The sequence below is a fragment of the Caulobacter sp. GW821-FHT09H08 genome (assembly GCF_059415885.1).
This window is the reverse complement of the sequence record NZ_JBWKOC010000002.1, coordinates 808,613-831,218: the sequence shown is the minus strand read 5'-3', so window position 1 is coordinate 831,218 and position 22,606 is coordinate 808,613. Positions and strand designations below refer to the sequence as shown.

19 protein-coding genes are annotated in these 22,606 nt (G+C 68.5%); 7 read left to right on the top strand and 12 right to left on the bottom strand.

The genetic code is table 11. The features are described 5' to 3' along the window. Window positions 1-90: 90 nt before the first annotated feature. Together AC07NN_RS08935 and AC07NN_RS08930 are read left to right on the top strand one after the other, a co-directional pair. A complete protein-coding gene (locus AC07NN_RS08935; protein ID WP_494639714.1) occupies window positions 91-2,289 on the top strand; it encodes a ComEC/Rec2 family competence protein in 2,199 nt (732 codons plus the stop codon). Window positions 2,290-2,335: 46 nt separating this feature from the next. Next, window positions 2,336-3,103 (top strand): isocitrate lyase/PEP mutase family protein, encoded by a 768-nt coding sequence (locus tag AC07NN_RS08930; RefSeq protein ID WP_494639712.1) that lies wholly within the window; start codon window positions 2,336-2,338, stop codon window positions 3,101-3,103. A gap of 80 nt (window positions 3,104-3,183) precedes the next feature. Here AC07NN_RS08930 and lexA read toward each other — a convergent pair whose 3' ends face one another. After that, the gene (gene lexA, locus AC07NN_RS08925) at window positions 3,184-3,888 is read right to left on the bottom strand and encodes a transcriptional repressor LexA (RefSeq protein ID WP_494639710.1); all 705 of its coding nucleotides are present in this window, start codon (window positions 3,886-3,888) and stop codon (window positions 3,184-3,186) included. A gap of 220 nt (window positions 3,889-4,108) precedes the next feature. Between lexA and AC07NN_RS08920 the strand changes: the two genes are divergently transcribed. Further along, window positions 4,109-5,950 (top strand): alkaline metalloproteinase, encoded by a 1,842-nt coding sequence (locus AC07NN_RS08920; RefSeq protein WP_494639708.1) that lies wholly within the window; start codon window positions 4,109-4,111, stop codon window positions 5,948-5,950. On the opposite strand, the gene AC07NN_RS08915 is transcribed toward AC07NN_RS08920, so the two are convergent. The 6 genes from AC07NN_RS08915 to AC07NN_RS08890 all read right to left on the bottom strand — a co-directional run bounded on the left by AC07NN_RS08915 (window position 5,947) and on the right by AC07NN_RS08890 (window position 10,839). Further along, window positions 5,947-6,810: a class I SAM-dependent methyltransferase gene (locus AC07NN_RS08915; RefSeq protein ID WP_494639706.1), complete on the bottom strand. Its 864-nt coding sequence runs from the start codon at window positions 6,808-6,810 to the stop codon at window positions 5,947-5,949. The genes AC07NN_RS08920 and AC07NN_RS08915 overlap by 4 nt on opposite strands. 50 nt (window positions 6,811-6,860) lie before the next feature. After that, window positions 6,861-7,673 (bottom strand): signal peptidase I, encoded by an 813-nt coding sequence (gene lepB / locus AC07NN_RS08910; RefSeq protein ID WP_494639703.1) that lies wholly within the window; start codon window positions 7,671-7,673, stop codon window positions 6,861-6,863. Window positions 7,674-7,732: 59 nt separating this feature from the next. Next, entirely contained in the window at window positions 7,733-8,299 is a 567-nt protein-coding gene (locus AC07NN_RS08905) for a lysophospholipid acyltransferase family protein (RefSeq protein ID WP_494639701.1), read from the bottom strand. A 123-nt stretch (window positions 8,300-8,422) separates the two neighbouring features. After that, window positions 8,423-9,211, bottom strand: a complete 789-nt coding sequence (gene trpC, locus AC07NN_RS08900; protein WP_494639698.1) for an indole-3-glycerol phosphate synthase TrpC — start codon at window positions 9,209-9,211, stop codon at window positions 8,423-8,425. Beyond that, a complete protein-coding gene (trpD, locus tag AC07NN_RS08895; protein ID WP_494639696.1) occupies window positions 9,208-10,233 on the bottom strand; it encodes an anthranilate phosphoribosyltransferase in 1,026 nt (341 codons plus the stop codon). The genes trpC and trpD overlap by 4 nt, the downstream gene beginning before the upstream one ends. Window positions 10,234-10,242: 9 nt before the next feature. Next, window positions 10,243-10,839 carry an anthranilate synthase component II gene (locus AC07NN_RS08890; RefSeq protein WP_494639693.1) on the bottom strand — a complete coding sequence of 199 codons (597 nt, stop codon included), beginning with the start codon at window positions 10,837-10,839 and terminating at the stop codon, window positions 10,243-10,245. Between the two features lie 116 nt (window positions 10,840-10,955). Between AC07NN_RS08890 and AC07NN_RS08885 the strand changes: the two genes are divergently transcribed. Next, on the top strand, window positions 10,956-11,165 hold the full coding sequence (locus AC07NN_RS08885) for a hypothetical protein (RefSeq protein WP_494640055.1): 210 nt from the start codon (window positions 10,956-10,958) through the stop codon (window positions 11,163-11,165). Between the two features lie 26 nt (window positions 11,166-11,191). Here AC07NN_RS08885 and trpE read toward each other — a convergent pair whose 3' ends face one another. Further along, window positions 11,192-12,727 carry an anthranilate synthase component I gene (trpE, locus tag AC07NN_RS08880; RefSeq protein ID WP_494639690.1) on the bottom strand — a complete coding sequence of 512 codons (1,536 nt, stop codon included), beginning with the start codon at window positions 12,725-12,727 and terminating at the stop codon, window positions 11,192-11,194. Beyond that, a complete protein-coding gene (locus tag AC07NN_RS08875) occupies window positions 12,727-14,688 on the bottom strand; it encodes a peptidylprolyl isomerase (protein ID WP_494639688.1) in 1,962 nt (653 codons plus the stop codon). Before AC07NN_RS08875 ends, trpE begins: the two co-directional genes overlap by 1 nt. A gap of 139 nt (window positions 14,689-14,827) precedes the next feature. Between AC07NN_RS08875 and tpiA the strand changes: the two genes are divergently transcribed. Both tpiA and aspS read left to right on the top strand, forming a co-directional pair. Then, window positions 14,828-15,589 carry a triose-phosphate isomerase gene (tpiA, locus tag AC07NN_RS08870; protein WP_494639686.1) on the top strand — a complete coding sequence of 254 codons (762 nt, stop codon included), beginning with the start codon at window positions 14,828-14,830 and terminating at the stop codon, window positions 15,587-15,589. Between the two features lie 122 nt (window positions 15,590-15,711). Next, window positions 15,712-17,550: an aspartate--tRNA ligase gene (gene aspS, locus AC07NN_RS08865; RefSeq protein ID WP_494639684.1), complete on the top strand. Its 1,839-nt coding sequence runs from the start codon at window positions 15,712-15,714 to the stop codon at window positions 17,548-17,550. 99 nt (window positions 17,551-17,649) lie between these two features. Here the strand turns inward: aspS and AC07NN_RS08860 are convergent, their stop codons facing one another. The 3 genes from AC07NN_RS08860 to AC07NN_RS08850 form a co-directional block, all read right to left on the bottom strand. Then, window positions 17,650-18,543 (bottom strand): pentapeptide repeat-containing protein, encoded by an 894-nt coding sequence (locus tag AC07NN_RS08860; RefSeq protein ID WP_494639682.1) that lies wholly within the window; start codon window positions 18,541-18,543, stop codon window positions 17,650-17,652. Between the two features lie 94 nt (window positions 18,544-18,637). Next, window positions 18,638-19,129 carry a pentapeptide repeat-containing protein gene (locus AC07NN_RS08855; RefSeq protein WP_494639680.1) on the bottom strand — a complete coding sequence of 164 codons (492 nt, stop codon included), beginning with the start codon at window positions 19,127-19,129 and terminating at the stop codon, window positions 18,638-18,640. Window positions 19,130-19,201: 72 nt separating this feature from the next. Then, entirely contained in the window at window positions 19,202-21,928 is a 2,727-nt protein-coding gene (locus AC07NN_RS08850) for a TSCPD domain-containing protein (protein WP_494639678.1), read from the bottom strand. A gap of 280 nt (window positions 21,929-22,208) precedes the next feature. On the opposite strand from AC07NN_RS08850, the gene AC07NN_RS08845 reads away from it, so the two are divergent. Next, window positions 22,209-22,604 carry an NADH:ubiquinone oxidoreductase subunit NDUFA12 gene (locus tag AC07NN_RS08845; protein WP_494639676.1) on the top strand — a complete coding sequence of 132 codons (396 nt, stop codon included), beginning with the start codon at window positions 22,209-22,211 and terminating at the stop codon, window positions 22,602-22,604. Window positions 22,605-22,606: the final 2 nt, after the last annotated feature.

Here is a 22,606-nt window from a genome sequence, read left to right as displayed (position 1 = left end):
GCGTCTTAGCACGCCGGTTCGTACATGGACTAGCGGTTTTCCGCATCGCGGCGAACTTGGCGTCGATGTAAAAAATCCAACGGTTTCCGAATGTTAGGTATCGAAGTCGCAGGATCGGCGCCGACGATGTCCGGCGCTGTGATCTCCTGGCGCGCCTTGGGGACGTCGGCCTTGACCGAACTGCGAGTCAATCAGGACCGCGCGTTTCTCTGGACGCCCGTGACGTTCGGTCTGGGCGCGGCCGGATATCTGGAAATGAGCCGGGAGCCATCGCTCTGGGCGCTGGCCGGTGTCGCCCTGGTCTTGGCGGCGGCCTGGTGGACGCTGCGCCTTCGCAACGCCGTGACCCTGGTCGTGGCCTTGGCCAGCCTCGCGGCGTGCGGAGCCGCCGGCGCCTTGGCCGCCAAGGTGCGTAGCGACCGGGTGGCCGCGCCGGTCATGGCCGGCGAGCGCGTCGTGCGCCGTGTCGACGGCTTCGTCGTCGACGTTGTCAGCCCTAGCGCCGGTGGGCCGCGTCTCCTGATCGCGCCGGTCAGGGTTTCTGGACTGGCGCCGGAGCGGACGCCGCGTCGGATCCGGGTGACGATCGGCGAGAACGAGACCCCGGCTCCAGGAGAGACGGTCCACCTCAAGGCCATGCTGGGCCCACCGCCGCCGCCGGCCGCACCCGGCTCCTATGACTTCGCGCGCGACGCCTGGTTCGACAGCATCGGCGGGGTGGGCTTCGTGATCGGCGACATCGACGCTGCGAGGCTCGAGCCGCCGCCCCTCAGGCTGCGCCTTTCCATGGCGGTCAATGCGTTCCGCTGGAGCCTGGCGCAGCGCATCCTGGCCAGGATGGGGCCTTCGAGCGGCGGCATCGGCGCGGCCATGGTCACGGGCCACGAGGCCTGGATCACCGAGCAGCAGACCGAGGCCATGCGCGCGTCAGGCCTGGCGCACATCCTGTCGATCTCGGGCCTGCACATGGCCATTGTCGGCGGCTTCGTGTTCGCGGCGATCCGCCTGGGCGTCGCGGCCTGGCCCTGGCTGGCGCTGCGGGCGCCGGGCAAGAAGATCGCCGCCGTCGCCGGCCTTGTCGCGGTGCTGGGCTACCTGGTCATCTCCGGCGCGCCGCCGCCGGCCGAGCGCGCGGCGATCACGGCCAGCGTCGCCTTCCTGGCCATCCTGTTCGACCGCAGGGCGATCACCCTGCATGGCCTGGCGGTCGCCGCCCTGCTGATCCTGCTCCTGAAGCCCGAGACGGCGGGCGAGCCGGGTTTCCAGATGTCTTTCGCCGCAACGGCCGCGCTGGTGGCCTTGGCCGAAGCCTGGCCTCAGCCGGTGCGCGAGATCTCGACGCCCTGGTGGATCCGCTGGCCGCAGGCGGGCTTCGTCTGGCTGGTCGGCAGCGTCGCCGCCAGCCTCGTGGCGGGCCTGGCGACCGCGCCATTCGCCATGCAGCACTTCAACCGCGTTGCCGTCTGGGGCCTGCCGGCCAATCTGGCGGTCGCGCCGCTATCGTCGTTCGTGATCATGCCGTTCCTGGCGGTCGGCACCTTGCTTGAGTCCTTCGGGCTCGGCGCGCCGTTTCTCAAGGCGGCCGGCTGGGGCATCGACGGCATGGTCGGGATCGCCAACGGCTTCGCGCAAGCGCACGGCGCCCAGCGGATCGTCGCGAGCGCGCCGCCGCAGGTGCTGGTGGTCGCCTTCCTGGGGTTGATGATCCTCTGCCTGTGGCGGGGCCGTCTGCGCTGGATCGGCGCGCCCCTGGCCCTGGCAGTCGCCCTGTGGCCTCGGCCAGCCGCGCCGGACGCCTGGATCGCGAATGACGGCGCCACGGCCGCCGTGCGATCCGGCGACGCGGCCGTCCTGCTGCGCACCGACGCCAAGCGGTTCGGAGCCGAGCTCTGGGCGAGGCGGCGCGGCCTGACGCCGGCGGCCTGGAACCTTTATGCCTGCGACAAGCGCGCTTGTGCGCCGGCTCCGGGCGCTCCGGTGCGGCTGTCGATCGCCTGGTCGCGCAAGACCCCGACGGCCGAGATTCTGTCCAGTCTGTGCGTGCGTAGCGAGGTCGTGGTGATCCGGGGCCCGGCGCCTGACCGGATCCCGCCGCTATGCGCTGACGCGGTGCTGCTGACCGCCGAGGATTTCGCGCGGGGAGGGGCCGCCGAGCTCTATCGACGCCCCGACGGCTGGCGGATCGTCTGGGCCCAGCCCTTGCGCGGCGATCGCCCGTGGAGCCAGACGTTTGAGAGGCGGGCATTTGGGAGCCGCCTGCTGACACCCTATGTCACGACCGACCGCTAAGCGTCGTCATGAGCGCGGAACACCATCGCGCCTCGGAGGAGTAGCCATGTCCAATCCGTTCGCCGCCCGCCGCGCGGCCTTCCGCGCCCTGCATGCCCACGGCTGCTTCGCCCTGCCCAATCCTTGGGACGCCGGCAGCGCCAAGCGCCTGCAGAAGCTGGGTTTCAAGGCCCTGGCCTCGACCAGCGCCGGGGCGGCCTGGGCGATGGGCAAGGACGATGGCCAGATCACCCGCGACGAGGTGATCGAGCACCTGCGTCTCTTGTGCGCGGCCACGGACCTGCCGGTGAACGCCGACTTCGAGGCCGGCTTCGCCGCCACGCCGGAAGGCGTCTTCGAGAGCGTGACCCTGGCCATCGAGGCGGGGGTCTCGGGTCTCTCGATCGAGGATTGGTCGGGTTCGGCGCTTTACGACCTGCCGGTCGCCCTGGAACGCCTCAAGGCCGCCCGCGCCGCCATCGACGCTTCGGGACAGGACGTCATGCTGGTGGGCCGCACCGAAGGCTATCTGCGCGGCAATCGGGCTCTGGCGCCGACGCTGGAGCGGCTGAAGGCCTATGCCGCCGCCGGCGCCGACTGCCTCTACGCGCCGGCCGTGACCGATCCGCAGGAGATCAAAGCCATCGTCGAGGCTGTCGCGCCCAAGCCGGTCAATATCCTTTTCTGGGGGGCGGAGATGTCGGTCGAGAGCCTGGGCGCGCTGGGCGTGCGCCGGGTCAGCACCGGCGCCTCCCTGGCCGCCTCGGCCTGGGCCGGCTTCGACGTCGTCGCCAAGCGTCTGGCGGAGGAGGGGCGGCTAGCTCCCAAGCCATAGAAACGAAGAGGCCCCGATCCTGGGATGAAGATCGGGGCCGAATTTTTAGTCGCTTGGGTCCCCGCTTTCGCGGGATGACCTCAGTGGTACCGGCGGATCAGGCCGACCAGCTTGCCCTGCACCTCGACCTGGTCGGGGCCGAAGATGCGGGTCTCGTATTTCGGATTGGCCGCTTCCAGGGCGATCGAGCCGCCCTTCTTGCGCAGGCGCTTGAGGGTAGCTTCCTCACCCACCAGCGCGACGACGATCTCGCCCGAGGTGGCGGTGTCGCCCTTCTTGATGATGACGTAGTCGCCGTCGAGGATGCCGGCCTCGATCATCGAGTCGCCTTGAACCTCAAGGACATAGTGCTCGCCGTTGCCCAGCATGGCTTCGGGCACCGGCAGGCGCTCGCGCTCGTGCTGGATGGCGTCGATCGGCGTGCCGGCCGCGATCTTGCCCAAGATCGGCAGTTCGCGGCTGTCGTTGGCGGGCGCCGAGGCGACCGGAGCCGGCGGCGGTGCGCCGCCGCCCTCGAAGACCTGCGGGCGGAACGCGCCACGGCCCTTGGGCGGCGCCGCCGTCGTCGCCTGCTGCGGCAGTTTCACGACCTCCAGCGCCCGGGCCCGGTGGGCCAGACGGCGGATGAAGCCGCGCTCCTCCAGCGCCGTGATCAGCCGGTGAATGCCCGACTTCGAGGCCAGATCCAACGCTTCCTTCATCTCGTCGAACGAGGGAGAGACACCGGTCTCCTTGATGCGTTCGTGGATGAACATCAGCAGTTCGTGCTGCTTGCGAGTGAGCATGTCGACCTCGGCTGGAGCGCGGAACAAACCGCAAACCTTTCGAATGTTCTCTAGGCGTTCTTCCTTAATGTCAAGTTGACGATTACCAACGACACAAGTCGTGAACCCAGGCGACTAAAGGGATAGCTTCTCCGCCAACGATGGGACGACGGGCCAACGCGCTTTCGTTCCGGCACGATCGGCGAGACATTCAGGTCCTGGCTCTAACGGATTGATCCTTATGACGATCACGCCCTCGATCCGCTTTGACGACCGTGTGGGGATCACCGATGTCGAACGCGCCAACCTGACCCAGACCATTACGCTGGCGCTCTCGAAGTGGAGCGCGGTGCTGGCCGGCTCGGGGACCGCCAACATCATCGTCGAGGTCATGACCACGACATCCTCGGGCCGCGCCCAGGGCGGTCCGGCGGCCGTCACGACCTCGGCGCGATTCGCCGACGGCCTGATTCTCGCCGAAGGGACGCTGAGCGCGGAACTGCGGTCCGGGACCAATCCGAATGGCAGCGCCGACGATCTGCGCCTGCAGTTCTCGATCGACTACCTGCGCAACGAGCTCTGGTTCGATCCGACACCGGACACGGCCGACGACATCCCGACCAATCGCACCGACGCGCTGAGCGTGATTCTTCACGAACTGGGCCATGGCTTGGCCTTCAGCGGCTATGGCGAGACGCCGACCGATGTCTACCGCTCGCCCTACGACCTCCGGGTCGTGAAACAGGGCGGCGCGCCGTTCTATTCCGGGCCCAATGTTCTGGCCCTGCGTGGCGAGAGCGCACCGCTGACGCCCGGCAACTATAGCCACTACGGCACGTCCGGCGCCTTCCCAGGCGGCGGCGATCCGCTGACGGGCCTGATGAACGGCGTCGCCTACTATCGAGGTTATCGCTATTCCATCGGCGACCTCGACCTGGCGTTCCTGGCCGACGCTGGCCTGGGCACGACGCGCAACGACATCTTCGACCAGACCTGGCTGGCCGACCTTGACGGTGGGGCGGGCGTCGACCTGTTCAAGGCCGACTATAGCGCCCGGAGCGAAGCCCTGCGGATCGTCCGGGACCTGAACGGCGACATCTTCGTTCCCAGCAGCCTGACGAGTCTGGCCGCCGTGCACCTGCGCAACGTCGAGCGGCTGGACGTCAAGTTCGGCTCAGGGGCCGACACCCTGGCTGGCGGCAGCGGCGACGACCGGATCGACGGCGGGGGTGGCGTCGACGTGATGGGCTATGCCGCCGCCTCGACCAATTTCAGCTGGAGCCGCAACGGCGACGGCTCGTGGACGGTCCGCGATCAACGGACGACAGGCGGCGAGGGCGTCGACACGCTGATCAATGTCGAGAGCCTGAAGTTCGCTGACAAGACCGTCTCGCTGCTGCTGTCGGCCTCGCAGGTCGCTGTGGAAGCTATCCTGCGCGGCGGAATCGGCGCCAGCGCCGGCGACCTCGATGCGCGCATCGCGGCCGGGACCCTCTCCCAGGCGGCGGCGATCACCGAGGTGATCCGGGGCGCGGGAGCGACGACCGCGGTCGCGACCCTGGCGTACCAGTTCTTCACCGGAAAGATCCCTGGAAGCGGCGGCGTCGACTACCTGGTTTCGCCGACGGGGCCGAACGCCAACAACCTGAACAGCGGCTACTACCAAAGCTTCAATCTGGAGAACCGCTACATCAACTTCGCGGTCAACCTGGGCAAGCTGGGCGAAGGCAATGCGAAATTCACGGCCGACTACGGGTCGTTGTCGCTGTTCGACGCGACCAGGAAGGCCTATGCGGCGATCTTCGGCGGGACGCCCACCGACGCCAAGATCCACGCCCTGATCGACACCCGCACGGACTATTTCGCGGCCTATGGCGGCGACGGCGCGAACGGGATCGGCACGAAGGCCGCCATGGTGGGGTGGCTGCTCGCCGAGGCGCAGAAAGCCGACCTGGGCGTCATGGTTCGATCCAACGACGCCTGGATGCTGGACCTGTCGGACGGCGCAGCGCCGTTCGCCATCGACATCCTCGATCCAGCGAAGGGCTACTGGAAGGCCGACTTCGTCTTTGGTGGCGCCTAGGCCCGCTTGCGGGCGACGATGATGTCCTGGTCCTGGGTGGGTTCGCGGCGCCAGCCGCCCAGGGCCTGGTTCAGGACGTCTAGGCCCAGGGCGTCGTATTGCGCCAGCACGGGTTCCAGGTCGTAGCCGATCACGGCCTCCGGCAGGTCCGGCGTGGCCGTCCAGCAACCGTCCAGCGGGTAGACGAAGTCGAATACGGCCTTACCCGTCCCGGTGTTGGCGCGGGCCTCATCGTCGATCAGGTACCAGGAGACGATGCTGATAGCGCCGGGCTTGAGCACCCGCGCGATCTCGCGGGCGAACTGGGCCTGGTCGGCGGCCAGCAGGTGGGTGAACACCGAGCCCAGCCAGACATAGTCGAAGCTGTTGTCCGGATAAGGGAAGACATAGGCGCTGGCCGGCTGTGAGCCTTCCGGGTTGTACCGGTCGCTGTGCATGTCGGCGTGGACGAACGCGAAGCGCGGGTCACCGACGGCGATGTTGGCTTTGCACCAGTCGATGGCCTGGGCCATCACGTCGAAGCCGGCATAGCGCCCGTTCTCGTCCAGATACTCGACCAGCGGCGCGGCGGCGCGACCGATGCCGCAGCCGACGTCGAGGATGGCGTGGTGTGGCTGCAGGCCGGCGTCGATGAAGAGGTCCCGGAACTGCTGGCCCACGCGGATGAAGTCGGCGTCGGCGGCGCCGACCAGGTGCCAAAGTTCTGGCGGGGCCTGGAGGGCGTCGGGATCGCTCGGCGCGGCTCCGGCGGCGCTAGGGGCGGGCGTCGGCATCAGCGCACGGCGCAGGCGGCCCAGCACCGGACGCAAGGGCGCGGGCGTGGCGTTGCGCAGAGCCGTGAGGAACGGGCCGTCCCGCATTCGATTCCCTTTCGATCCGAAGCGGGCGGACCCTAGCGACCTGCCAGGTCTCAGCCAACCTTCGGCGCGGGCAACTTGCGGAAGGTGCGGTCCAGGCGCAGGCCGTGGCCGTTCCAGGAGAACAGGATACGCTCGGCGCGCCCCACCAGGTTCTCGGCCGGGATGAAGCCCATGCCCAGCTCCGGCGGCAGATTGGCGTCGCGGGCCACGTCCCACGGGCACGAAGCGTAGCCGCTCGGCGTCGAGCCCGGGTTGAACCGGCTGTCGGCCGAGTTGTCGCGATTGTCGCCCATCACGAAGTAGCAGCCGGCCGGCACGGTATAGACGCCGGTATTGGCCGCCAGGGTGTCGGCGCCGAAGCTGTTGGTGGCGTAGGTCCGGCCGTTGGGCAGGGTTTCGCGCAGATGGCGGACGGGGATCGGATAGGCGCCGGGCGCGCCATCGGCGTCGATGCCCGTCAAGCTCTGGGAAACGGCGACGCCGTTGATGCGCAACTGGCCGCCGCTGACCTGGATGCGGTCGCCGGGCAGGCCGATCACCCGCTTGATCACGTCAGTGCGACCGTCACTGGGCCTCTTGAACACGACGATGTCGCCACGTTCGGGCGCCTGCGCCATCAGGCGGCCATGGCCGACGGGCGGGCTGAGCGGGATCGAGTGGCGGCTCAGGCCGTATGGATACTTGGAGACCAGGATGTAGTCGCCGACCAGCAGAGTCGGCTGCATCGACTCCGAGGGGATCGTGAACGGCTGGCAGAAGACCGTACGCGGGATCAGGAACACCACCAGCACGATGGCGAAGGTCTTGGCCGTCTCGACCAGTCCATGGATCCAGCCGGTCTTCTCGGCGCGCGCTTCGGTCATCGATGTCCCTCCGTCTGGCCATTAGCTAGACGGCGGAGCTTGGCCAAAACGTGGCGCCCTTAGAGGACGGTCTTCCGCTCCGGGTGCCTGGGCGTCACCGGCGCATAGAACGCCGCCAGCACCGCGAGGTCCTTCTCGTAGTCGCCGCTGGGCGTCATCGCCGGGCCAAGGCCTACAACCTTGCGCTCGTAGTCCATGAAGGCGGGCACCATGGGCACGCCGGCCTTCAGGGCGATGTTGTAGAAGCCGGTCTTCCAGCCGGCGGCCTTGCCGCGCGTGCCTTCTGGCGCGATCACCAGCATGAATTCGTCGCGGCGGGCGAACTCGTCGGCCATGGCCTGGACCGTGTCACGCGATTGCGAGCGGTCGATCGGCACGCCGCCCAGGTCCTTCATCATCCGCTCGAACGGCCAGCGGAACAGCGAGGCCTTGCCCATGAAGTTGAGCTTCAGGTTCAGGGCGTCTGCCGCGCCCAGGAAGTAGACGAAGTCCCAGTTGCTGGTGTGCGGGGCGGCGATGATCACGAACTTGCGGGTCGTCGTCGGGGCCGAGCTCTCGATCGTCCAGCCCTCGCGCTTGAAGAAGGCGACGAGGGACCAATTCACCACGCGGGCGACCCAATGCATTCGCGTTTCCTCGCGTGGCGTCCGCCGTCGTCGTGGCGCGGCGGCTGTCTTGTTGAGGCGACTGTGGGCGGGCGAGGAAGAAAACGCCAGACGGCGCGTACCCGATCCGTCGGTCGGTATCCGTCAGCCGATCAGGATCTTGGTGGCCTCGGTGACGTTGGCCTGACGCATCAGGCTTTCGCCGACCAGCATCGCCTTGGCGCCGGTCGCTTCCATCCGCACCACGTCGTCGTGGGTGAAGATGCCGCTCTCCGTGACCAGCAAGGCGTCCTTCGGGGCATGGGCCTGCAGACGCTCGGTCACGGCCAGGTCGACGACAAAGCTCTTCAGGTCGCGGTTGTTGATCCCGACCAGATCCGAGCCCAGGGCGCCGGCGCGGGCCATCTCGGCTTCGTCGTGGACCTCGACCAGGGCGTCCATGCCCAGGCGTTTGGCCTCGCTCATCAGTTCGGCGGCCAGGACGTCGTCGATCATGGCCAGGATGACCAGGATGGCGTCGGCGCCCAGGGCGCGGCTCTCGGCCACCTGCCAGGGATCGACCAGGAAGTCCTTGCGGATGCAGGGCAGGCTGACCGCCCGGCGGGCGTCGATCAGATAGGCGTCGGCGCCCTGGAAGCTGGGGCCGTCGGTCAGGACGGAAAGGCAGGCCGCGCCGCCGGCTTCGTAGTTTCGGGCCAGGGCCGGCGGATCGAAGTCGGCGCGGATCAGGCCCTTGGACGGCGAGGCCTTCTTGATCTCGGCGATCAGGGACAGCTTGCCGGGAGCGTGGCTATTGATCAGGGCCTGCTTGAAGCCGCGAGGCGAGGAGGCGTTCCGAGCGGCGGTCTCGAGGGCGGCCTGGGTGCGGCGACGCTTGCGGTCGACGACCTCCTCACGCTTGTAGGCGGCGATCTTGGCGAGGATGTCGGTCACGCGGAAACTTCCGTATTGGTGGCGGCCACCAGGCCGGCGAGGGCGGCCTTGGCGCGGCCTGCGTCGATGACGTCGGCGGCCAGTTCGATGCCTTCGGCCAGGGTCTCGACCTTGTCGGCCACCAGGAAGGCGGCGGCGGCGTTCAGCAGCACGATGTCGCGATAGGGGCCGAGCTCGCCGTCGAACAGGCGGGTCAGGGCGGCGGCGTTGAACGCCGGATCGCCGCCGGTGATGTCCGACAGCGAGGCGCGCGGCAGGCCGACGGCTTCGGGGGTGATCTTGAACAGGTGCATGCGACCGTCCCGCCATTCGGCGACCTCGGTCTCACCCGTGGTGGTCAGCTCGTCCATGCCCGAGCCGTGCACCGACCAGGCGCGTTCGGCGCCCAGAGCCCCCAGAGCCTTGGCGATCGGCTCGACGAAGCGCGGGGCCGAGACGCCGACAACCTGCCGCTTGGCGCCGGCCGGATTGGTTAGCGGGCCCAGCAGATTGAAGATCGTGCGGAAACCCAGCTGCTGGCGGATCGGCGCGACGTGCTTCATCGCCCCGTGATGCGACTGGGCGAACAGGAAGCAGATGCCGGCCTCGTCCAGGGCTTGGCGCTGCTGCTCGCGCGTGGCGTCGATATTGACGCCCAGGGCGGTCAGAACGTCGGCGGTGCCGGACTTGGAGGTGATGGCGCGGTTGCCGTGCTTGGCGACCTTCAGCCCGCCGCCGGCGGCCACGAAGCCCACGGCGGTGGAGATGTTCAGCGTGTGCAGGCCATCGCCGCCGGTGCCGCAGACGTCGATGACGTCGTACGGGTGCTCCAGCTGAACGGCGGCGCGGCGCATGGCGCGGGCGCAGGCGGCGATCTCGCCCACCGTCTCGCCGCGCAGGCGCATGGCGGTGACGGCGGCGGCGACCTGGGCCGGGGTCGGTTCGCCGCGCAGGCAGGCGGCGAAGAACACCTCGGCGTCGTCGTCGCCCAGGGTCTGGCCGTCGGCCAGCTTGGCCAGCAGCGGCTTGAAAGCGTCGGACATGCGCTGACCCTAGACCCAGGTGGCCGCGTCGCGCTTGACGCCCGACAGGTCCATGAAATTGGCCAGCATCTGGTGACCGCCCTCGGTGGCGATCGATTCCGGGTGGAACTGGACGCCGAACACGGGCCGCGTCTTGTGCTGCACGCCCATGATCTCGCCGTCCTCGGTCCAGGCGGTGACCTCCAGATCGGCCGGCAGGTCTTCGCGGCGAACCGCCAGGCTGTGGTAGCGCGTGGCGGTGAAGGGGTTGGGGAGGCCCTTGAAAATGCCCTTGTCGTCGTGGCGCACCTTGCTGACCTTGCCGTGCATCACGGCCTTGGCGCGGATCACCTCGCCGCCGAAGGCCTGGCCGATGGCCTGGTGGCCCAGGCACACGCCCAGGATCGGCAGGTCGGCCGGCGCGGCGCCCAGCAGCGGCAGGCAGATACCGGCCTGGTCCGGGGCCTTGGGGCCCGGCGACAGCAGGACGGCGGCGGGCTTCAGGCCCAGGGCCTCCTCCACCGTCAGGGCGTCGTTGCGGTAGACGACGGTCTCGGCCCCCAACTCGTTCAGATAGTGGACGAGATTGTAGGTGAAGCTGTCGTAGTTATCGATGACGAGGATCATGACGCCGCCTTTCGAAGTGCGGTTCTAGCCTGAGGCGGGCGGATGTGTAGCGCCATTTTCGCCTGCGGCTTTCAGTAACGGTTACAGCGGTCGCGGACCGGGGCATCATGGACGCCATGGACCCGCGTGATTCCGCCCTGGACCCTGTCGCTCTGGCCTACGCCCGCGCCTTGCTGCGGTCGAAGAAGCGCGTCCAGAAGATGGCGCCGGTGCTGGCCGCCGCGGCCTTCGCCGCGTTCTGCGCCCTGACCTTCGCCACCGTGATGGTGCTGGCGCCGCCGGCGGTCACCCAGCACCTTCCAGACGACCGCCTGGGCGGTCCATAGGGGCGGTCCCTAAGCAGCCCTAAGGCTCAGCTGAATCGCCAGGCTTCCTCGGCAGCGCGCTTGAGGGCGCGGGACTTGTGCAGGGTTTCGTCGTACTCGGCGTCCGCGTCGCTGTCGGCGACGATGCCGCCGCCGGCCTGGACGTACATCATGCCGTCCTTGACCAGCGCCGTGCGCAGCACGATGCAGGTGTCGACCGAGCCGTCGGCGCCGAAATAGCCGACAGCGCCGGCATAGCCGATGCCGCGCTTCTCGACTTCCAGCTCGTCGATGATCTCCATGGCCCGCACCTTGGGCGCGCCCGACAGCGTGCCGGCGGGCAGGGCGGCCATCAGCACGTCGACCGGATCGACGCCCTCGGGCGCCGTGCCCTCGACGTTCGAGACGATGTGCATCACGTGGCTGTAGCGCTCGATCGTGAAGCTCTCGGTCACCCGGACGTTCGGCCCCTTCGGACGCTCGGCCGGAGCGTTGCGACCCTGGTGATTGAGCATGGCCACGCGACCGACGTCGTTACGGCCCAGGTCCAGCAGCATCAGGTGCTCGGCGCGTTCCTTCGGATCGGCCAGCAGTTCGGCTTCCAGCGCCGCGTCCTCCTCCGGCGTCGCGCCGCGCGGACGGGTGCCGGCGATCGGCCGGATGGTGATCTTGTTGTCGCGCAGGCGGACCAGGATCTCGGGGCTGGAGCCCACCAGATTGAAGCCGTCCAGGTTCAGGAAGAACAGGAAAGGCGACGGGTTGGTCCGGCGCAACGAGCGGTAGAGGGCGAACGGCGGCAGGTCGAAGGGCGCGCGGAAGCGGTGGCTGGCCACGACCTGGAAGATGTCGCCGGCGGCGATGTAGTCCTTGGCCTTGGCGACCACGTCGGCGTAGTCGGCGCGGCTGACCGGCGTGGTGAAGTCCATCGGACCGCGCGGCGCGCGCGGTGCGTCATGCGCCAGCGGACGGTGCAGGTCGGCCATGACCGCCTCGACCCGCGACCGGGCGGCGGCGTAGGCATCTTTGGCCGAAACGCCGGCTTGCGGACGCACGGCCGTGGTCAGGATGATCTCCTGGGCGATAGCGTCGAAGATCGCCACGATCTGCGGGCGGGTCATGATCCCGTCCGGCAGGCCCAGCGTGTCCGTATTGATGTCCGGCAGGCGCTCAACCAGGCGGACGAGATCGTAGCCCAGGGCGCCGAACACGCCGGCGGCCATTGGGGGGAGGCCCTTGGGCAGTTCCATTCGCGAGCGGGCGACCAGGTCGCGCAGGCTGTCCAGCGCGCCGCCCGGCTGGGGCGTGTAGCGACCGGCGGCGATGTCGTCGCCCTCGGCGATCTCGGCCTGGTCGCCGCGGCAGCGCCACACCAGGTCCGGGTTCATGGTCACGATGGAGTAGCGACCCCGCCAGGCCCCGCCTTCGACGCTCTCGAACAGGAAGCTGTAGGGACGCGTCTGGGCGATCTTCAGATAGGCCGAGACCGGGGTCTCGAGATCGTCGATTAGACGGGTCCAGACGACCTGCTGCCGTCCGGAATCATAGGCTTCCGAAAAGGCGTCGAACGCGGGTTCCAGACTCATTACTCGGCTTTCTTTCCGGCTTTGCCGTCCTTGGCCTTGGCCAGGGCCTCGGTGTCGACGCCGATGGCCTGGCGGGCCAGGGTCAGGTTGCTCTTGGTCTTCAGCTGGGTCTTGGCGGCGTTACGGGCCGCTTCGCCCAGGTCACGCATCAGGCCGTTGGAGGCCTGGGGCTGCGCGAGGCCGGTGATCTGGGCCACGCTGGCCGTCGGGGCCGAGTGGATGGCTTCCAGCTTGGCGACGACATAGGCCTGGCCCTGCGGACCGGCGCGCGCGACGAACACCTCATTGCGCTTGGCGCCGAATGCCCCGGCCAGGAACTCGTTGCCGAGGCCCGCATGCTGCTGGGCGTTCTGGCGCGACAGGCCCGGGACCTTCTGGACCTTCGTCTGCGCCGAGGCGGCCACGGCGTCCAGCGACTCGCCCTTCTTGACGCGGGCCGAGAGTTCCTCGGCCTTGGCCTTCATGCGCTTGCCCATTTCCTGGCCCAGCCAGACCGAGCTCAGCTGCGGCTTGATCTCGGCCAGCGGGGGCAGGGCGGACGGAGCCACCTTCTCGACCTTCACGGCGTAGTATTCGCCCTTGCCGGCTTCGACGAGCTCGCTCTCACCGCCTTGCGACAGTTCGAACGCGGTCTTGAGGATGTCCGGCGTCAGGCCGGCGACCGGTTGGCCGAGCATGTCCGTACCCTGGGCGGTAATCGGCGCCGTGGTTACGACGAAGGCGCCGGCCTTGCTGGCGGCGGCCAGCAGGTCCGCGCCGCCGTCATGGGCGTCCTGATAGGCCTGGGTCTGGTCATAGGCCTTGCCTTGCGCGGTCTGGGCGCGAACCTCGGCCTCGATCTGCGGACGGACGCTGTCGAGCGTGGGGGTGACCCCTGGCGTGATCTTGGTGACCTTGATCACCGAGACGCCCAGTTGCCCCGCGATCGGCGCGCTGACCTGGCCGGCGGCCAGGGTGAAGGCGGTGTCGGCCACCTTGCGGTCCGGAACGGCGGACTTCGGCTTGTCGGTCAGGACCAGCGGCGTCTTGCCGAAGGCCTTGGCGACGGCGACGGGATCCTCGCCGTTGGACAGGCGCTGCGAGATCGTGGCGGCGGCCTTGGCGTCCGGGGCGGCGATCTGGATCAGCGAGCGGGTTTCCGGCTTGGCCAGGCTGTCCTTGCGGAAGTCGAAGGCCTTCTGGACCTCGGCCTGGTCGATCGCGACGCTCGGTTCCAGGGCCTTGGCGCTGACACGCATGATCGACAGCACGCGCGTCTCGGGGCGCGTCAGGGTCTGGGCGTTTTCCTTCATGAAGGCGGTCAGTTGGGCGTCCGTCGGCGGGGCGGGCTTTTCGACCGAGGCCGGATTGATCGGGAAGGCGGCGATGTCGCGGCCTTCCAGCAGGTAGGCGCCCTGCAGCGCGGCGTAGATGCGCGGGGCCTTCATGCCCTGGGCGACGGCCGAGAAGAAGTGGGCGTTGGCGATCTCGTCGCGCAGAGCCGACTCATAGGCGGCCGGCGTCAGGTTGTTTCGGCCCAACAGAGCCGCATAGGCCTGCGGGTCGAACTTGCCGGTGATCGGGTTGAACGGGCGCTGGCCGGGCGGCAGCTGGCTCATCTGTTCGTGAACGATGTTGCTGACCAGCTTGTCCGACGGCGCGACGCCCATCTTGGTGATGGCGGCGGCGATCGATTCCTGCAGCGTCAGCTCCTGGACGATCTGCTTGTCGACGCCGCGCTCCACGGCCTGGTCCGGCGTGATCGACTCACCCGAGCGCTGTTCCATGCCCTTGCGGTAGTTGTCGAAGCGGGCCTTGAAGTCCTGCGGCGACATGCTGCGCGAGCCGGCGCTGATCACGCCGGAGCCTTGCGGACCCTTGAAGACGTCACTGATGCCGAAAATGGCGAAGCTGACGATCAACAGGCCGAACAAAATCACCGCGAACGGCGATTTGGCGAAGGAGCGGAAACCGGCGAGCATGCGTTCGAAATACCTTCCAGGCGGGTCGGCGACGCGCACGCGCACCGACCAGGAGCAGCGGATATAGTAGAGCCGAAGGCGAGGGGGCAAGCGGCGTGGACTTGACTTCCCAAGCGAGCGTGACGCCAAGAAGGCGTCCATGACCCTTTCAAGCACAACACCCCGGCCTCTGATCGCCGGAAATTGGAAGATGAACGGCCTTTCGGCCGCCCTCGACGAGGCCCGCGCCGTCGCGGCGGGCCTGGACCGCCAGCCGGCCGCCGCCCGCGTCGCCATTTTCCCGCCCGCCACCCTGCTGCACCGCCTCGCCGAGGCCGTGGAGGGCTCGTTCGTCCTGGTCGGCGGCCAGGACTGCCATCACAAGGCCAGCGGCGCTCACACGGGCGATATCTCGGCCGAGATGATCGCCGACTCCGGTGCGACCCTGGTGATCTGCGGCCATTCCGAGCGCCGCACCGATCACGGCGAGACCTCGTCCCAGGTGGCCGGAAAGGCCGAGGCCGCCGTGGCGGCCGGCCTGGAGCCGATCGTCTGCGTCGGCGAGACCCTGGACCTGCGCCAGGGCGGCCAGGCAGTTTCCCACGTCCTGGGCCAGATCCGCGAATCCCTGCCGACCAGTCTGGCGGGCAAGGCGTTCAACGTCGCCTACGAGCCGCTCTGGGCCATCGGCACCGGCCACACGGCCTCGGTCGACAACATTGTCGAGATGCACGCGGCCATCCGCGCCGAGCTCATCGATATGTTCGGCGAGCAGGGCCGGGGCGTTCCGATCCTCTATGGCGGCTCGGTGAAGCCCGAAAACGCCCGGGAAATCCTGGCCGCGCCGGAGGTCGGCGGGGCCTTGGTCGGCGGCGCCTCGTTGAAGGCCGCGGACTTCCTGGCCATCATCGAAGCGGCCTGAGGGGTCAAAATCGTTCTCCGGACGGGCCGCGCGGACGCACGGTCCGTCCCAGAATCCTTGACATCGCGGTGCCCACGTGCGCCTAACCGCGCCTTGCAAATCAGCGCGTATTCAAGACTTTCATGACCACCATGCACGCCTATCGCACTCACAACTGCGGCGCCCTGCGCGCTTCCGACACCGGTTCTTCGGTGCGCCTGTCGGGCTGGATCCATCGCAAGCGCGACCATGGCGGTCTGGTCTTCATCGACCTGCGCGACCACTACGGCCTGACGCAGCTGGTCCTGCACCCGGAAACCCCGGGCTTCAGCATCGTCGAGCGTCTGCGCGCCGAGAGCGTGATCCGCGTCGACGGCGAAGTCATCGCCCGCGACGCCAGCGTGGTGAACGCCAACCTGCCGACCGGCGAGATCGAGATCCGCGTCTCGGCCGTGGAAGTGCTGGGCGAAGCCGCCGAGCTGCCGCTGCCGGTCTTCGGCGAGCCGGACTATCCGGAAGAAATCCGCCTCAAGCACCGCTATCTCGACCTGCGTCGCGAGACGCTGCACAAGAACATCGTCCTGCGCTCGCGCGTGATCCAGTCGATCCGCAACCGCATGTTCGCCCAGGGCTTCAACGAGTTCCAGACGCCGATCCTGACGGCCAGCTCGCCGGAAGGCGCGCGCGACTTCCTGGTGCCGTCGCGTCTGCACCCCGAGAAGTTCTACGCGCTGCCGCAAGCGCCCCAGCAGTTCAAGCAGCTGCTGATGGTCTCGGGCTTCGACCGCTACTTCCAGATCGCGCCGTGCTTCCGCGACGAAGACCTGCGCGCCGACCGTTCGCTGGAATTCTACCAGCTCGACGTCGAGATGAGCTTCGTCACCCAGGAAGACGTGTTCGCGGCCATCGAACCGGTGATGCACGGCGTGTTCGAGGAGTTCTCGAACGGCAAGCCGGTCTCGCCGATCAGCGGCACGCACACCTTCACCAACGACTTTGGGGCTTCGTTCGAGCACCAGGGCTTCGAGCGCCTGACCTACGCCCAGTCGATGGCCTGGTACGGCAGCGACAAGCCGGACCTGCGCAACCCGATCAAGATGCAAGACGTCTCGGCCCACTTCCGCGACGGTGGCTTCGGCCTGTTCGCCAAGATCCTGGGCGCCGACGCCAAGAACCAGGTGTGGGCCATCCCTGCGCCGACCGGCGGCAGCCGCGCCTTCTGCGACCGCATGAACAGCTGGGCCCAGGGCGAAGGCCAGCCGGGTCTGGGCTACGTGTTCTGGTCGGAAGACCAAGGCTCGTGGGGCGGCCCGATCGCCAAGAACCTGGGTGAACCCACCCAGGCGCTGATGGAATCGCTGGGCCTCGGCGCCGGCGACGCCGCCTTCTTCGTGGCCGGCGATCCCTCGGTGTTCGCCAAGTTCGCGGGCCTGGCCCGTACGCGCGTCGGCACGGAACTGAAGCTGGTCGAAGAGAACCAGTTCAAGTTCTGCTGGATCGTCGATTTCCCGATGTTCGAGTGGAACGAGGAAGAGAAGAAGGTCGATTTCTCGCACAACCCGTTCTCGATGCCGCAGGGCGGTCTGGAGGCCCTGGAGACCCAGGACCCGCTGACCATCCGCGCCTACCAGTACGACATCGTCTGCAATGGCTATGAGCTGTGCTCGGGCGCGATCCGGAACCACAAGCCCGAGATCATGCTCAAGGCCTTCGCTACGGCCGGCTACGGCCCGGAAGTGGTCGAGGAGCAGTTCGGCGGCATGCTGAATGCCTTCCGCTATGGCGCCCCGCCGCATGGTGGTCTGGCCCCCGGCATCGATCGCATCGTCATGCTGCTGGCCGACCAGGTCGCCATCCGCGAAGTCATCGCCTTCCCGCTGAACCAGCAGGGCCAGGACCTGCTGATGAACGCGCCGGCCAATGTGCTCGAAAAGCAGCTCAAGGAGCTGCACATCCGCACCGCGCCCCCCATCAAGGTTTAGGCCATCAAGGTCTAAGCGCGGGGCAAGAGCCCAGAAACAAGAAGCCCTCCGGTCTCGCGATCGGAGGGCTTTTTCTTGGTCGGTGCTCGAAGCGTCCGATCAGTACTTCGGAGGCTTGGGCGGCTTCGGCGGGGCCGGGGGCGGTGCGGGAGCCGCCGGGGCTTCCGGCGGCTTGGGCACCGCGCGCAGCAGCATGAAGTGGCGCTCGCCGGAAATGCCGCGGCAAGGGCGGACGCTCAGGCCCGAAGGCAGGCGAGTGCCGCCGTCGCCGCAGGCTTCGTCCAGTTGGTCCTGGTCCAGGCCCTTGGCGCCGGACAGGTCCGCGCCGCTGAGCACCACCAGGGTCAGGTCGGCGTTGCGGAAGTCCGCGCCATGGAAGATCCCGCCGCGCAGGTTCGAGGCGGTCATGTCGGCGTTGCGGAAGTTGGCGCCGTCGAAGCGACCGCCGCTCAGATTGGCGTGGTTGATGTCGGCGTTCGAGAAGTCGGCGTCACGGGCGTTGGCGCCCGCCAGGTTGGTGCCGATCAGCTCGGAGTTCGACAGCTTGGCCCGCTGCAGGTTGGCGCCGGGCATCAGAGCGCCGTGCAGTTCGGCCGACGAGAGGTCGACTCGGACCATCGAGGCCTGGGTGAAGTTGGCGCCGCTGCTCTCGACGCCGGACATGCGGGCGTCGGTGAAGTTGGCGTTGTTGAAGATCGCGCCGCGCATCTCGGCGCCGCGCAGGTCGGCCCGGCTCAGATCGGCCCAGCCGAAGTTGCTACCGTAGAACATGGCGCCGCGCAGGTCGGTGCCGATCAGAATGGCCTTGGCGAAGTTGGCGCCGGTGAACTTGGCGTTCATCAGCTTGCGGCCGGCGAGGTCACAGCTGGCGCACATCCCGCCGAAGGAGGTCAGCTTGGCGACGTCCTTGTCTTCGATCGAAGCATGAGCCGGGCCGGTCATGGCCAGCAGGCTCAGCGTCAAGGCGGCGATGGAAACGCCCAAGCGGGACATCGACTTCTCCGTGCAGTCCATACGCGACTGTGTGAGTTACGGTTTGGACTGTCGGGTAGTCAGAAGCCACTTAAATCGCGGTAATGACGGGGATTTAACGGCAGCGGGGGATGCGAAAACCTCGCGGCAGCAACGTGGAGTCATCGCCGCAAGCCTGGTTCAACTGACCTTGGCTGAGACCCGTTGCGCGGTCCATTTCGGCGCCCGAGAAGTTCACGCCGGACAGTTTGGCCCCGGAGAAATTCGCGCCTTCGAGATAGGCGCCGACGAAGCTGGCGTTGGTCAGGTCCGCGCGGGCGAAGCTGGCGCCGGTCAGCACCGCGCCATAGGCGTTGACGTCGCGCAGGTCGCCGCCGGCGAAGCTGGTGCGGTTCATGATCGCCGTCGAGAAATCGGCCTGGCGCAGGCGCGCGCCCGCCAGGTTCTTAGCTTTCAGCTCCAGGTTCGACAGGTCGGCCTGGAACAGGTTGCAGCGCGGGCAGCTGGCGCCGTTGCGGACAGAGGCGATCTGGCCGGCGTTCTGGGCCTGAGCAGTATTCGCAAGGATCAGCACGGCGAGAGCCGAAAAGAGAGCGATCGGTTTCATTCTGGCGCACATCCTAGGCGGAAAAGGCGTTTCGCACCTTGGCCTAGCAAGCTTAACGCCAACCGAACGTTGTCACGAAGAGGCCATGGGCCCGGGACGGTCGGATTGCGCTCCGCAGGTGTCGCAGACGGTCATGCCGCCGCGACGGGCCAGGGAGAGGTCGCCGCAAGCGGGGCACATTTCGCCGTCGGCGCCCGGACGATCCGCGCCCTCGACACGGCGACGCCCGAATGAGGCGAAGACCAGGTTGTCGGGCGTGGCGCCGCGCGAGAAGCCCTTGGAGATGAATTTGCTGGCCAGCACGGGATCGAGCCCGACATCGTCGATCTCGTCGTCCATCATCGGCTTGCCGCCGCCCAGGCCTTCGGCGTTGAACTCGCTGGGGTCGCCATTGGCCAGGTCGTCGCGACCCAGGTACGACACGCCCAGTTCTCGGAAGATGTAGTCCAGGATCGACGTCGCCGACTTGATCGAGTCGTTGCCCGACACCGGGCCCGCCGGCTCGAACTTGGTGTAGACGAAGGCGTCGACGAATTCTTCCAGTGGCACGCCGTGCTGCAGGCCCAGCGACACGGCAATGGCGAAATTGTTCATCAGGCTGCGGAACGCCGCGCCTTCCTTGTGCATGTCAATGAACAGCTCGCCCAGCTCGCCGTCCTCGTACTCGCCGGTGTGCAGGTAGACCTTGTGGCCGCCGACGGCCGCCTTCTGGATGTAGCCCTTGCGTCGATCGGGCAGGCGGCGGCGTGAGCGGTCGCGCTCGACGATCTTCTCGACCACGCGCTCGGTGACGATCGGCTCGCGCATCGGAGCCGGGGCGCGGGGCGCTTCGGCGGCCGGCTCGTCGGGCAGGTCCAGCTTGAAGTCGATCGGCGCGGCGGCGCGCTGCAGGCGCAGGGCGCGGATGCCCGAACGCGCGGCGGCGGCCTGGGCGCGGACGGCGTCGGCCGGCCGGGCATCGAAGGCCACGGGGATGGCGACGGTGGTCGGCAGGCAGGCAAAGCCCTCGACGGCGGCGATCATCGCCAGCCGGTCGGCGAAGGCCGGGGCCTCGACCGACTGGAAGGCCTCGCGCAGCTCGGGGTTCAAGGCGTCGCAGTCGCCCAGCGTGCCGGCGCCCAGGGCGTGGCGTTCGGCGGCGGCGATCTCGGTGGCCGAGAAATCGGCGAAGGCCAGGGTGTCGAAGTCGCGACGCGCCACGTCCTCGGCCGAGGCGCCCAGCACGTCGCGCAGGAAGCCCGCGCCGACGACGGCCGGGGCGAAGGCGGCGCGGATGCCGTGGTTCTCGCGCAGGGCGTGCTCGGCCTTCTCGATCTCGTGGGCGGTGAAGCCGCGGGCCTGCAGCATGGCGTGGTCGATGGCCGGGCTCTCCATCAGGGAGCCATGGCCCAGGGCGTGGCGGCGCGCGGCGTCCAGGTCGACGCCCTCGGTCGACAGGGCCTCGAAGGCGGCGGCGCTGAAGCTCGGCAGCAGGAAGCCATCGGCGGTCTGGGTGACCGACACCGGCGACATGGCGCCGGCGGGGCCGACCGGCGCGCCGCCCAGGCGCAGGGTGGCCTCGGGATCCTGGAACGGACCGACGAGAGCGGCCGAACGCAGGCCGTGCTTGCGGGCCAGGGCGTGGGCGGTGGCCAGCGCGGCGGCGGCCTCGGTGGCCAGGGCCGAGCGCAGGGCGGCGGCGCGGACGCGGCGCTCGGCCAGGGTCTTGAGCACACCTTGGCGGTCCTGGGCGAACAGTTCGTCCTGGCCCAGCACGGCGGCGGCCTCGGCGCTGGCCGACAGCGCGGCGCCGGCGGCCAGGGCCCACAGGGCGGCGGCCCCGTCGCGGCCTTCGACGCTGGCCTGCGAGAAGCCTCGGCTCAGCAGGCAATCGCCGACCCCGGCCAGGCCCAGGCGGGCAGGGCGGTCGCCGCGCTCCAGCTCCAGGGCGGTGCCCCACAGGTGGCAGACATAGGTGAAGCGCTCGACGTCGAAGGTGTCGCCGTCCAGGAACGCGCCGGCGTCGATAGCCGCGCCGATCCCGACGCCGCGCGACAACAGGTCGGCGTCCGTGGGCGAGAGGGCCAGGGTCAGGGCGCTGGTCTCCCAGCCGGCCTGGGCGGCCAGGGCGGAGGCCTCGTCGCCCGAGGCCACGCCTTGGCGCGAGGCCGAAGCGACCAGGGCCGGCTCGCGCAGCGGCGGCAGTTCGGACGAGATGGCGCGCGGCGTGTCGGCCGTGGCGATGGCGTCGAGGATGGTGCGGTCGTCTGCGCCTAGCTCACGGGCCTTGCGCGCGGCGCGGGCCAGCGCGGGGTTCTTGCGCACGTCGCTGCAGGCGCGCGGGTCGCCCGAGCAGCGGCGGACGGCGTCGGCCACCTGGGCCAGGGCGGCGTCGAGGCGGGCCGAGGCCTGGGCGGCCAGGGCGTGGGCGCGGCGGCGGGCCAGACTGCCCTTCACCACGCTCTGAAATTCGAACTCGGCGATGTCCGGCAAGAGCTCAAGGCCAGCTTGGCCGCCGGTCGGGGTGGCGATCCCGGAGAGCATGGTGGCCAGCAGGGCTTCGCGGAACGCGGCCGCGTCGGCCTTGTCGCCGAACAGGCCGCGCGACAGGCCGATCTGGGCGATGCGGTCGGCATAGCGGGCCGGACCGCCGCCCAGCGGAGCCTTGGGCTCGATTTCGCCGGCCCAGTCCAGCCAGGCCTCGACACGGGCGTCGGTCCAGGCCAATGGCGCGGACACCACGACGATCTCGTCGGCACGTTCCAGGTCGCGCCATTCCATCGCGGGGACAAGTCCTGAAGCTTTGGCGGGCGTGCGCATGGGCGAGTTCCGGGTCCGGTCTGCCAGATTTAATATCTTACCAAATCCCTAACGCCTGATTCCAGGGGTTGGGTTGCGCTTAAGGTCGCACCCCACGCTAGAACCTTGGTCGGCGAGCCTCAATAGATGTTGAGGGTGCGGCGTGGCTAATCCACAAGATGTTGAAGTCGTGCTTTGCCGGGCGCCGCTGGACGCTGACGAAGCAGAACGCTATGTTCCGGCCGCTTCGTCGCGCCTGTCGCGATGTGAGCAAAGCCTTGCAATTTCAGGTGCGAACGTAGTGCTGAAAGCGATCTTCACGTGGTGGAACGGCGCGACCATCGGTCAGCGCTTCCATATCGGCCGCCGCGGCGTGTTTGTCGGTCAGGACGACTACGGCAACCGCTACTTCGAAGCCCGCGACAACAGCGACAGCTACGATCAGCGCAAGCGCCGCTGGGTGATCTACAAGGGCTATGCCGAGGCTTCGAAGGTTCCGGCCGAGTGGAGCGGCTGGCTGCACTACACCCTGGACGAGCCGCCGACCCGCGAGCCGCTGAAGCGTCGCGAGTGGGAGAAGGACACTTTGCCGAACCTGACCGGCACGATCCACGCCTGGCGTCCGAAGGGCTCGCTGGCCAACGGCGGTGAACGCGCCGCCGCCACCAGCGACTACGAAGCCTGGAAGCCGGAATAGAC